This is a genomic window from Agrobacterium genomosp. 13 str. CFBP 6927, assembly GCA_900012615.1.
GTDB lineage: Bacteria > Pseudomonadota > Alphaproteobacteria > Rhizobiales > Rhizobiaceae > Agrobacterium.
Map to the genome: position 1 here is coordinate 599110 of LT009757.1, position 12075 is coordinate 611184.

A 12075-nucleotide genomic window follows, 5' to 3' on the forward strand; every position below is an offset into this window, starting at 1 on the left:
GGTCGTCTTACTCCGTCTCGCCGACTCCCTTCCCGTGGAGGGAGATGCCCGGCAGGGCAGAGGGGGGGGTGCCCCTTGCCGCTTCAATCAAAATAGACCGGTAAGACGGAATGATGCGTGCTGAAACCCAAAACATAGACATCCCAGCGACTTCCAGCGCCACGCCCATTCTCGAAATGCGCGGCATCAGCCAGATATTCCCCGGCGTCAAAGCGCTGGATGGCGTCGATATCGCGCTTTATCCCGGCAAGGTCACCGCGCTGATCGGTGAAAACGGTGCGGGAAAATCCACGCTCGTCAAAATCCTCACCGGCATTTACCGCCCGAATGAGGGCGAAATCCTTCTCGATGGTCAGCCCGTCCATTTTCACAGCGCACAGGACGCCATCGATGCCGGCGTCACCGCCATTCATCAGGAAACCGTGCTGTTCGACGAGCTCTCCGTTGGCGAAAACATCTTCCTAGGCCATGCGCCAAAAGGCCGTTTCGGTCTGATCGACTGGAAGACCATCAACACGCGCGCCAGAACCCTGCTGGAACAGCTCGAAAGCACCATCGATCCGACGATTCGGCTGAAGGACCTGTCCATCGCCCAGCGCCACCTCGTGGCGATTGCCCGGGCGCTATCGGTCGAGGCGCGCATCGTCATCATGGACGAACCGACGGCCGCCCTTTCCCGCAAGGAAATCGACGATCTTTTTCGCATCGTCGAAAACCTGAAGCGGCAGGGCAAGGCCATCCTCTTCATCAGCCACAAGTTCGACGAGGTTTATGAGATCGCCGAGAATTATGCCGTGTTCCGGGATGGCAGGATGGTTGGAGCGGGCAATCTTGCAGCCACGCCACAGGACGAAATCGTGCGCCTGATGGTTGGTCGCGACGTGACGAACGCCTTTCCCAAGCAAGCCGTCGCCCTTGGTCCGACGGTTCTTTCGGTCCGTGACTATTCGCATCAGACGGAATTCCGCGATATTTCGCTCGAACTGCGCAAGGGCGAAATTCTCGGCCTTTACGGGCTGATCGGCGCGGGCCGCTCCGAGCTTTGCCAGTCGCTGTTCGGCATTACCCGGCCGGCTTCAGGGCAGGTATCGCTGGAAGGCCAGCCGCTTTCCATCCGCTCGCCGGAAGACGCGATCCGCGCCGGCATCGTTTATGTGCCGGAGGAGCGCGGCCGCCACGGGCTGGCGCTGGACATGCCGATCTACCAGAACATATCGCTGCCATCGCTTACGCGCACCTCGCGCAAGGGTTTTCTGGCCGCCGCCAATGAATTCGCGCTGGCGCGCAAATATGCATCGCGGCTAGACCTGCGCGCAGCCGCACTTTCGGTGCCGGTCGGCACGCTTTCAGGCGGCAACCAGCAGAAGGTGGTGATCGGCAAGTGGCTCGCCACCCAGCCCAAGGTCATCATTCTCGATGAACCCACCAAGGGTATCGATATCGGATCCAAGGCCGCCGTGCATGGTTTCATCAGCGAGCTTGCCGCCGAGGGGCTTTCCATCATCATGATTTCATCCGAACTTCCCGAAATCCTCGGCATGTCCGACCGCGCCATCGTCATGCGCGAAGGCCTGATGGCGGGCCAGTTCGAACGCGCCGATTTTTCTCCGGAAAAGCTGGTGCGCGCCGCCACCGGCAATGCCTGAGAGGGGCAAAACCATGCAACGTCTACTCAAAAATCGCGAATGGCTGCTGGCGGGTATCATTATCGTCATGATCGCCGGTTTTGCGCTACGCGCGCCCGGTTTCAGCCGACCCGGCAATCTCGTCAACATCTTCAACGATACCTCCATCCTCATCATTCTGGCGCTTGGCCAGATGGCGGTCATTCTCACCAAATCCATCGATCTTTCCGTCGCCGCCAATCTCGCCTTCACCGGCATGGCGGTGGCGATGACCAATGCCGCCTTCCCGGGCATTCCCCTGCCGCTTCTCATCGTCATGGCGGTCGGCATCGGCGCCTTTCTCGGCTCGCTCAACGGCGTGCTCGTCTGGTGGCTCGGCATTCCGCCGATCGTCGTCACACTCGGCACGCTCACCATCTATCGCGGCATGGCCTTCGTGCTTTCGGGCGGCGGCTGGGTGAATGCGCACCAGCTTTCCCCCACCTTCCTCAACGTGCCGCGCACCATGATCCTCGGCATGCCGGTGCTTTCCTGGGTGGCGATCCTCATCATCGCCGGCGCGTGGCTGGTGCTCAGCCGCACCTCCTTCGGCCGCTCGGCCTATGCATCGGGCGGTAATCCGAGTGCAGCCGTCTATGCGGGCATCGATGTCGGCCGCACGCGCTTCTTCGCCTTCGTGCTGTCAGGCGCGCTCGCAGGTCTCGCCAGCTATCTCTGGGTATCGCGTTATGCGGTTGCCTATGTCGATATCGCCGCCGGTTTCGAGCTGGACAGCGTGGCGGCGAATGTGATCGGCGGCATCTCGATTGCAGGCGGCATCGGCTCGGTGGCGGGTGCCGTGCTCGGCGCGCTGTTCCTCGGCGTCATCAAGAACGCCCTGCCCGTCATCGGCATTTCGCCCTTCGCACAGATGGCGATTTCCGGCGTCGTCATCGTGCTCGCCGTCGTCTTCAACGCCCGCGCCGAAGCCAGAAAAGGCCGTATCATCCTGCGTGACCGCGCAGCAAGCGATCAGGCCAGGGAGGCCGCAGCATGAGCACGACGCCTCAACCAGCGCAGAATCCGCGCATCATTCCAGACAAGCTCGGCACGCCGCTGCGCCGCATCATGGCCAGTTGGGAAGTGCTGCTGCTTGGCGTTGCGATCCTCATCTTCATCGCCAATTCGCTGGCCTCGCCCTATTTCCTCAATGCGTGGAACCTGTCGGATGCGACCTTCAATTTCACGGAAAAGGCGATCATCGCCTTCGCCATGGCGCTGCTGATCATCGCTGGCGAAATTGATCTGTCCGTCGCCGCCATCATCGCGCTCGCCTCCACCGCCATGGGTGCGGCAGTGCAGATGGGGATCGGCACGCCCGGCCTCGTCGCCATCGGCATCGGCACCGGGCTTTTGTGCGGGGCCTTCAACGGTTTTCTGGTCGCAGGGCTGAAGCTGCCCTCCATCGTCGTCACCATCGGCACGATGAGTCTGTTTCGCGGCATTTCCTATATGGTGCTGGGCGATCAGGCCTATGGCAAATATCCCGCCGATTTTGCCTATTTCGGTCAGGGTTACGTTTTCTGGGTGATCTCTTTCGAATTCGTGCTGTTCATCGCCATGGCCATCCTCTTCGCCATTCTGCTGCACGCCACCAATTTCGGCCGGCAGGTCTATGTGATCGGCAACAACCCCTTCGCCGCCCGTTTCTCCGGCATTCCGGTGGAGCGGGTGAAGTTCATCCTGTTCCTGCTCACCGGCCTGATGAGCGGCATCGCCGCCGTCTGCCTCACGTCGCGGCTCGGCTCCACGCGCCCGTCCATCGCTCAAGGGTGGGAGCTTGAGGTGGTGACCATGGTGGTGCTCGGCGGTGTCTCCATTCTCGGCGGCTCCGGCACCATCGCAGGCGTCGTCATTGCCGCTTTCGTCATGGGCCTCGTCACCTTCGGGCTCGGTCTTTTGAATGTGCCTGGTATCGTCATGTCGATCTTCGTCGGTCTGCTGCTCATCGTCACCATCGCCATCCCCATCGTCGTCCGCCGCCTTCGGGCCATGAGAAGTTAAGCCATGCCGGAACTTGAAAAACACGCCTTCAAGATGAAGCTCTTTCCCGGCAAGCAGGCCGAATATAAAAAGCGCCATGACGAAATATGGCCGGAACTGGTGGAGCTGCTGCGCGAGGCGGGTGTGAGCGATTACTCCATCCATCTCGACCCGGAAACCAACATCCTGTTCGGCCTGCTGACGCGCCCGAAGAACCACGGCATGGCGGCACTGCCCGACCATCCAGTGATGAAGAAATGGTGGGCGCATATGGCCGATATCATGGAGAGCAATCCCGATCATTCGCCAGTAGCAAAAGATCTTGTGACAGTGTTCCATCTGCCATGAGCGAGAGCATCAAACCGGGCCGCGTTGCGGTCATCGATATCGGCAAGACCAATGCCAAGGTCGTCGTCATCGACACCGGCAGCGGTGAAGAGATTGTCGGTGAGAAACAGGCGAACCCCGTCCTTCGTGATGGAATTTATCCGCATTACGATGTGGAAATGCTCTGGCGCTTCATTCTCTCCGCGCTTCAGCGTTTCGGCCAGAAGCCCGGTTTCGATGCGATTTCCATCACCACCCATGGCGCTTCGGCAGCACTTCTCGATGGAAACGGCGATCTCGCCATGCCGGTGCTCGATTATGAACACGGCTATCCCGCAGCCATTGAAGAAGCCTATCGCGGCATCAGGCCAGATTTTGCCGAGACCGGCTCACCGCAGCTTCCCGTCGGGCTGAACCTTGGCGCGCAAATCCATTTCCAGAAAACGGCCTTTCCAGACCACTTCTCCAGAGCGCGCAGCATCGTCACCTATGCGCAATATTGGGCGGGACGGCTGACGGGCATTCAGGCCACGGAAACAACCTCGCTCGGCTGCCATACGGATCTCTGGAACCCACGGCGGAAAAGTTTCTCCTCGCTTGTCGCGCGTCTCGGCATCGAACATTTGATGGCGCCGGTCCGCTCCGCTTTCGATGTGCTGGGAACAATCCGCCCGTCGCTGGCAATGGAAACAGGTCTTTCACCGCATATGCCGGTCTATTGTGGCATCCACGATTCCAACGCATCGCTCCTGCCGCATCTTCTGCGCCGGGACGGTGATTTTTCGGTCGTCTCCACCGGCACCTGGGTGGTGAATTTCGCCATCGGCGGCGCGGCGGGCACGCTCGATCCCACCCGTGACACACTGCTGAATGTCGATGCTTTCGGCCGTCCCGTTCCCTCCTCCCGCTTCATGGGCGGCAGGGAATATGAAATGCTGGCACAGCAATTCGGGCATGCCCCGGAGGAAGCAATCGAGGCCTCGCTCAAAAGCGTGATTGCCAAAGGCATGATGCTGTTGCCCAGCATTGTCAGCGGTTCCGGCCCCTTCCCCGATAAAACAGCGAGCTGGATAGGCGACGACAATGCCACTGTCGCCGAGAGACACGCAGCGGTAGCGCTTTATCTTGCCCTGATGACGGAGTTCAGTCTTTCGCTTATCGGGCGGAAAGGCCCAGTGCTCGTTGAAGGCCCATTCGCCAGCAACGCCCTTTATCTCAAGGCGCTAGCGGGTTTTGCCGATACGGAAGTGATCGCAGTCAGCGGCTCCACCGGCACCAGCGCCGGTGCCGCGCTCCTTACCGGCACCAGGCCGCTTGCCGGCCGCGAGCGTCATTTTGCCCCGGGCGTCATTGAAGGACTTGGTCCTTATCGCGAGGCTTGGAAGGCAAAACTCGCCTGATGACATGATGTGGGAAGTACCTCCGTCCGTCTCCCCACACGTAACGTCATCCTCGGGTCAGGCCCGAGGATGACGTTACGTGTGGGGGACAGGTTGTGGACCAATCCCGAAATACGGCCTACTATTAGGCCGTATTTCTTTTCGCCCAAAGATCAGCCCTTGATGAAGGCCAGAAGATCGGCGTTCAGCACATCGGCATTGACGGTGAGCATACCGTGCGAGAAGCCGGGATAGGTCTTCAGCGTACCGTTTTTCAACAGCTTCACCGATTTCAGGGCGGAGTCGGCAATCGGCACGATCTGGTCGTCTTCACCGTGCAGCACCAGCGTCGGAACGCTGATATTCTTCAGGTCTTCGGTCTGGTCAGTTTCCGAGAAGGCTTTGATGCCGTCATAATGGGCTTTTGCGCCGCCCATCATACCCTGACGCCACCAGTTCTGGATCACGCCTTCATGAACGGTCGCGCCATCGCGGTTGAAGCCGTAGAAGGGACCGGCCGGCACATCGCGGAAGAATTGTGCGCGGTTTGCGGCGAGCGACGAGCGGAAGCCGTCAAAAACCTCCATCGGCAGACCTTCCGGATTGGCCTCCGTCTTGAGCATCAACGGCGGCACGGCGGAAACGAGAACCGCCTTGGCGACACGGCCGGCGGGTTCGCCATGTTTTGCGACATACCGGGCGACTTCGCCGCCGCCGGTGGAATGGCCGATATGGACGGCGTTCTTCAGATCGAGGGCCTCAACGACGGCAAAGGCGTCGGCGGCGTAGTGATCCATGTCGTGACCGTCGGCAACCTGAGCGGAACGACCATGGCCACGGCGGTCATGGGCGACGACGCGAAAACCCTTGGAAACGAAGAACAGCATCTGCGCATCCCAGTCATCGGACGAGAGCGGCCAGCCATGGTGGAACATAATCGGCTGGGCATCCTTCGGGCCCCAGTCCTTGTAGAAGATTTCGGTTCCGTCTGTCGTCTTAACAAAGCCCATGATCGTTACTCCTTCGGTTGCGTTGGCATCTCCGGCGCAGCCTGTTGTGCGCCGGTTTGATGGAGGGATGATGACGCAGGATAACGGTTGCAACAATTGCAACAATAATTGGGATTGAATTGCCGTTTATGAAATTATCTTGTCGACCCGCATACCATTCCTGCACACGTATCGACCCGCTCCGCGCCCTCATGCAAGTGTGAGAACGGGGATGACCGGCGGAGGGTTCCGTGAATTCGACGCGGCCTCAGTCTACTTCGGGATCATATTCCCGTGGGCTGTCATCCTTCGAGAACAACACACAGGGACCACGCGAGCCGCGCGGATCATAGGCATATCCCTTGGCGGTCAGCGCCTGCATGATATCGCGAACCCCGGCGAGCCCATAAAGATGATCGTGCAGTTCGACGAATATCCGCTCCACGCCGGCAAGTTCGGCCCTGCCGAGCAGATCGCGTTCCGCACCCTCGATGTCCATGACGAGCGCGGTGATGCCTTTGCTTGCAATAAATTCGTCGATATTCTCGGAAGAGATTTCGATGCGCTTTTCATAGGGGCCCTGATTTTCGTCCATGGACGACATCCAGAGATCCTTGCGGACGTAAAAAGCATAGGAGCTTGGCTCGTCGGCGGTAAGAAGCCCCTGTGAAAACTCGACGTTACCGCGGCAATTGGCCTTGATCACCCGCTCTGCCAGCGCCGCCGTCGAGGGGTTGGCCTCGAAGGCCCAGACGGACACGTCCTTTATGCCGGCGATGATCGAGGTGATGATCCCGATACCGGATCCCAGCTCCAGCACGCGGTCACCTGGCTTGATGGCTTTCAGGACGCTGCGGGCCTCTTTCGCCTCATAGCTGCCATCGGTCAGCGCCTGCCAGATGACGGGCGATACCTCATGGGAAGAGAGGGGTAGAGCTACTCCATGCACGTCCAGTATTTCCATGTCTCAAACCTTTTCCCAAAACCCGGTCGCTTTACCTGAATGATCCCGTACCGACCGGGAATGGTCTACAGCATCGGCGCGACAACCGGTATCGGTTTTCGCGCTGAACGGTGTATCATCCTGAAATTGGAAGCGCTTCCGCCGAAGCGGAAGCAATTCGTGTTCAGACGGAACTCCAGGCCACCAGCTCCTTGGCCGGTAAAGGCCGGCTGATCAGATATCCCTGAACCTGATCGCATCCCAGACGTCTGACGCACTCATATTGCTCTTCCGTCTCGATGCCTTCGGCAATCGTGGTCATGCGCAGACTGCGGCCGACACCAACCACGAATTCAACGATCGCCAGCGCATCGCGGTCGCTGGTGATATCGCGCAGAAAGGACCGGTCGATCTTTATCTTGTCAAAGGGCACCCCGCGCAGATTTGCGAGAGAGGAATAACCGGTGCCGAAATCGTCCATCGCGATCTTGATGCCGACATCCTTCAGCCGCGTCAGCGTATTGATCGTCTGCTCGCTCTTGTTGAGAAGGATGGATTCGGTGATCTCAAGCTCAAGCCGGCTCGGCTCCAGCCCGCTTTTTTCCAGCGCGCCCATCACGTTCTGGATGAGGCTGGTGCTGTGGAACTGAACCGGCGAGAGATTGACCGCCACCTTCATGTCCTCGTCCCATCTCATCGCCTCGCGGCAGGCGGTTTCCATCACCCATTTTCCAAGCGAGTGGATGAGGCCCGTTCTTTCCGCGACGGGAATGAAAACGCTGGGCGGCACATCGCCCCGCACCGGATGCTTCCAGCGCAAAAGCGCCTCGAAGCCGCAGAGCTCGCGGGTCTGCGTCGCCACCTGCGGCTGGTAATAGACCTCCATCTCGTCGTTCTGCAGCGCGGTTTGCAGATCGGCCTCGAAGGATTTCTTCTCGGTCAGCTGCTTTTGCATACGGACCTTGAAAACGCTCGCCCGGCCCGGGCCGATGGCCTTGGCCTCATAAAGAGCCAGATCGGCGCGCTTGAACAATTCGTCCGCGTCGACGGCGCCGTGCGATATGGCAATACCGATGCAGGTGCCGATTTTGACCTCCTGCTCGCCGAGCTGATAGGTCCGGCTGATCTGGTCGATGAGCTTTGAGGCGAGACGGCGCGCCGCATCCTCGTTGAGATCGTCGGAGACGACGGCGAATTCATCGCCGCCCAGGCGGCAGACCATATCGTAGTCGCCGCTGATGCCCGAAAGGCGCTGCGCCACGGCCTGAAGCAGGGCATCGCCCGCATCGTGGCCGAGTGTATCGTTGACGTCCTTGAAGCCGTCGAGATCAAGCAGGAGGATGGCTGTCGTGCCGCTGCCCCCGAAGGAACGGCGCAACCGCTCGATCAGTTCCTGCCGGAACAGCGAGCGGTTCGGCAGGCCGGTCAGCGCATCATGATAGGCATCATGCTCCAGCCGGACATTCTTCGCCTGCAATTCGAGGGTGGCGGCACGCAGGTCATCCGTCAGCCCGCGCATGCTCTTTTGCGCGCGGTTCAAAAGATCGTTCTGACGTAGCAGCAATATTACCAGCGCGATGCCGCACAGGATCAGACCACCGGCCAGCGCGGTATAGACGATATGCAGCTTGCGCACATCCTCATGGGCAGTGTCGATCAGATTGACGTCATAAGCGACGGAAGACGATGCCAGCGTTGTCATCGGCGCATCGAGCGCACTCATGGCCGAAAGCATAGCCGGCACGTCGGCCGGCTCCAGATGGTCAACCCGCTGCTCCATATCGGCCAGAACCGTATCGAGCTGGGTTACGAGATCCCGCCATTGCTGCTTTTCATTGATGAAAGCCCCAAGATTGCCCTGCTTCAACAGCTCAAGCCGACTGAGCATGATATCGAGACGCAGCTGCAATTCGTCCCGGTCGATCTTGCCGGGGCTAAGCGCGAAAACGGCCAGCTTGTTCTGGAGCCGCAGATATTCCGCCACGGTCTGGCTGACGGCCCAAGAGTCGTTGTAGCGGGCGAATTTCTGCAGAGCGGTCTGCCGCTCGGCAATGACGAAAGCGATATAGCCCGTTGCCAGGACGAAGCAACAGATGATCACCGCCACAAGTTTTCGCAAACGACACCTTTATTCCACTATCAGTTTGGCGACTTGCCATGCGGACCGCGAATAATAGGTCTGCTTCTGCAGCTCCGGGTCGCTGTCATAGGGATAAATGACAAACAACGGGCCCTTTTCGCGAACTGTCATGTAATTGCCATCCAGCTTGATCGCGAGGATAACGTTGAATTTCTTAAAATCCTCAACCGGTATCGTGCTGACATAATCATTGAGCGCGACCGCCGTGACGGTAGCGCCCTTTGCGCCGACGACATCCATCAATTTTGCCAGAGATACGCCATCGAAGCGGACGCGGCCATCGTGCCAGGGCGTCGTCGTCTCCACCGTCACCATGCCAAGCGCTTCCAGCATGTCGCGGTCAAACTGCGCCGCACCCTCCGCGTTGGTATTGGTGATGTTTCCGGATATGGTTAATATCGGCTTGCCTTGCGGCTTGGCGATCGTTCCTGCTTCGGCACAGGAAAGCCACATGAGCGACAGGAAAGCACTGAGAAGTACCCGGGCGAAACTCATACTTTTTCTCCATCGATAACGTTCGGGTCGAGGGTTTTCGCCAACCTTTGAAGGTCAAGGGAACCGACATCCGCAATATATATCAGGAATGGATGTTATATCCTCACTGAGATTTTATCCGTATTTTCTCTAGGTTTTGAGTAAACCCTTTGGATAATTTTTCCGTCTTATTGTACTTTTTCATGTTTCGCGCACTGTTATGACGCAAGCAGCAGCCAAGTTTCCCTCCTCCCACCAATCCGTCCGGCGTGACAAAGGCCGAATTGAGGCAAACGCTTTGCCGCCTAAGGATGGAAACAAGTGATTCGCACGAACTCGGCGTAAGGACCATTGGAAATTCAGTGCCGGATGCGTGCCAAACCGGAATGACCGGAGACTGGTTCCATTTCACAGAAAAATCATGGCGATTGCCGCAGTGGACGGTTGAAACATACCGCCCGGAACTTAATATAAAGATTGTCGCTTCCGTTTCCGGCCATTCGAAAAGCCTGTTTGCCGGGAATACCCAGACATTCGTTCCGCGCAGCGAGAGCCGCGATGCCGGATATCGTCCGGCCAGGAAAATTCTGTTCACGTCTCCGGGCCGGACGGCATTTCGCCGTATCGGCCGCATCATGAAGGTAGCCCCTATGCACACCTATCCCGACATCAAACTTCTCATTGATGGCGAATGGCGAGACGCCGTTTCCGGCAAGACGATCGCCGTGTCCGATCCGGCAACCGACGAGATCATCGGTGCCATCGCCCATGCCGAAAAGGAAGATCTCGATCTGGCGCTTGCCGCCGCCGAGCGCGGTTTCAAGGTGTGGCGCGACACCTCACCCTTCGAGCGCTCGAAGATCATGCGCAGGGCGGCCGATATCCTGCGTGAGCGCAAGGACAAGATCGCCTATATGATGACCCGCGAGCAGGGCAAGCCGCTTGCCCAGTCCGCCGGTGAAATCATCGCCGCCGCCGATACCATTGACTGGTTTGCCGAAGAAGCGCGCCGCACCTATGGCCAGGTCATCCCCGCACGCGCAACCGGCGTTTCCCAGCTCGCCATCAAGCTGCCTGTCGGCCCCGTCGCAGCCTTTACGCCCTGGAACTTCCCGATCAACCAGATCGTTCGCAAGCTCTCCGCAGCGCTTGCCACCGGCTGCTCCATCATCGTCAAGGCGCCGGAAGAAACACCGGCTTCGCCGGCAGAACTGATCCGTGCCTTCGTGGATGCGGGTGTGCCCGCCGGCGTCATCGGTCTCGTTTATGGTGTTCCCGCCGAGATTTCGGAATATCTGATCCCGCATCCGGTCATCCGCAAGATTTCCTTCACCGGCTCCACGCCGATCGGCAAGCATCTCGCCGCGCTGGCCGGCAAGCACATGAAGCGCGCCACCATGGAACTTGGCGGCCATGCACCGGTGATGATCTTCAACGACGCCGATATTGAAAAGGCGATCGAAGTGACTTCGCTGTCGAAATTTCGCAATGCCGGCCAGGTCTGTGTCGCCCCCACCCGCTTCCTCGTGCAGGACGGCGTGGCGGACCGTTTCCTTGAAGGCTTCGTGGAAGCCGCCAAGGCGGTCAAGGTCGGTAACGGCCTCGAAGAGGGTGTCATCATGGGCCCGCTCGCCAATGAGCGCCGTATTCCGGCGCTGGAAGGCCTCATCAGCGACGCCGTTTCCCATGGCGGCGAATTGAAGACCGGCGGTCGCCGCATCGGCAACAAGGGCAACTTCTTCGAACCGACGGTTCTGGCCAATGTGCCGACGACGGCAAAGATCATGAACGACGAGCCCTTCGGTCCTGTCGCCATCATCAACCGCTTCTCGACCTTCGATGACGCCGTCACCGAAGCAAACCGCCTGCCCTTTGGCCTTGCATCCTATGCCTTCACCGGCTCGGTCAAGACCGCACATGCGCTTGGCCAGCAGGTCGAGGCCGGCATGCTGACGATCAACCATAACGGCCTTGCGCTGCCGGAAGTCCCCTTCGGCGGCATAAAGGATTCCGGTTATGGCACGGAAGGCGGCTCGGAAGCGGTTCAGGCCTATCTGGAGACCCGCTTCATCAGCCAGATGAGTTGATTTGCGCCGAAATTTCTTCTCCCCATCTGGGGAGAAGATGCCCGAAGGGGCAGATGAGGGGGCTAGCTCTCTGCATATCTCTACCCTCG

Annotated in this window: 11 protein-coding genes; 6 read left to right on the forward strand and 5 right to left on the reverse strand. The window is 59.2% G+C overall.

Features of this window, described 5'->3' with window-relative positions; all coding sequences use genetic code 11:
* The first annotated feature begins 110 nt into the window (after positions 1-110).
* From AGR13A_RS16975 to AGR13A_RS16995, 5 genes are read left to right on the forward strand one after another with little or no spacing between them, the layout of a single operon-like run.
* Positions 111-1646: a sugar ABC transporter ATP-binding protein gene (locus tag AGR13A_RS16975; RefSeq protein ID WP_167377577.1), complete on the forward strand. Its 1536-nt coding sequence runs from the start codon at positions 111-113 to the stop codon at positions 1644-1646.
* 13 nt (positions 1647-1659) lie between these two features.
* Positions 1660-2661: an ABC transporter permease gene (locus AGR13A_RS16980; RefSeq protein ID WP_080840264.1), complete on the forward strand. Its 1002-nt coding sequence runs from the start codon at positions 1660-1662 to the stop codon at positions 2659-2661.
* Complete coding sequence (locus tag AGR13A_RS16985; protein WP_080837834.1) at positions 2658-3668, forward strand: ABC transporter permease; 1011 nt, start codon at positions 2658-2660, stop codon at positions 3666-3668. Before AGR13A_RS16980 ends, AGR13A_RS16985 begins: the two co-directional genes overlap by 4 nt.
* A gap of 3 nt (positions 3669-3671) precedes the next feature.
* Entirely contained in the window at positions 3672-3995 is a 324-nt protein-coding gene (gene rhaM, locus AGR13A_RS16990) for an L-rhamnose mutarotase (RefSeq protein ID WP_080837837.1), read from the forward strand.
* Positions 3992-5374: an FGGY-family carbohydrate kinase gene (locus tag AGR13A_RS16995; RefSeq protein ID WP_080837839.1), complete on the forward strand. Its 1383-nt coding sequence runs from the start codon at positions 3992-3994 to the stop codon at positions 5372-5374. The genes rhaM and AGR13A_RS16995 overlap by 4 nt, the downstream gene beginning before the upstream one ends.
* A 152-nt stretch (positions 5375-5526) precedes the next feature.
* Here the strand turns inward: AGR13A_RS16995 and AGR13A_RS17000 are convergent, their stop codons facing one another.
* From AGR13A_RS17000 to AGR13A_RS24990, 5 genes are all read right to left on the reverse strand, one after another.
* On the reverse strand, positions 5527-6363 hold the full coding sequence (locus tag AGR13A_RS17000) for an alpha/beta fold hydrolase (RefSeq protein ID WP_003522568.1): 837 nt from the start codon (positions 6361-6363) through the stop codon (positions 5527-5529).
* Between the two features lie 247 nt (positions 6364-6610).
* Positions 6611-7306 (reverse strand): FkbM family methyltransferase, encoded by a 696-nt coding sequence (locus AGR13A_RS17005; RefSeq protein ID WP_080837842.1) that lies wholly within the window; start codon positions 7304-7306, stop codon positions 6611-6613.
* Positions 7307-7469: 163 nt separating this feature from the next.
* Positions 7470-9404, reverse strand: a complete 1935-nt coding sequence (locus AGR13A_RS17010; protein WP_080837845.1) for a putative bifunctional diguanylate cyclase/phosphodiesterase — start codon at positions 9402-9404, stop codon at positions 7470-7472.
* A gap of 9 nt (positions 9405-9413) precedes the next feature.
* Positions 9414-9920 carry an oxidoreductase gene (locus tag AGR13A_RS17015; RefSeq protein ID WP_080837848.1) on the reverse strand — a complete coding sequence of 169 codons (507 nt, stop codon included), beginning with the start codon at positions 9918-9920 and terminating at the stop codon, positions 9414-9416.
* Between the two features lie 103 nt (positions 9921-10023).
* On the reverse strand, positions 10024-10536 hold the full coding sequence (locus AGR13A_RS24990; RefSeq protein ID WP_167377549.1) for a hypothetical protein: 513 nt from the start codon (positions 10534-10536) through the stop codon (positions 10024-10026).
* 13 nt (positions 10537-10549) lie between these two features.
* Here AGR13A_RS24990 and AGR13A_RS17025 point away from each other — a divergent pair, with 13 nt between their 5' ends.
* The gene (locus tag AGR13A_RS17025) at positions 10550-11986 is read left to right on the forward strand and encodes an NAD-dependent succinate-semialdehyde dehydrogenase (protein WP_035221419.1); all 1437 of its coding nucleotides are present in this window, start codon (positions 10550-10552) and stop codon (positions 11984-11986) included.
* Positions 11987-12075 lie beyond the last annotated feature (89 nt).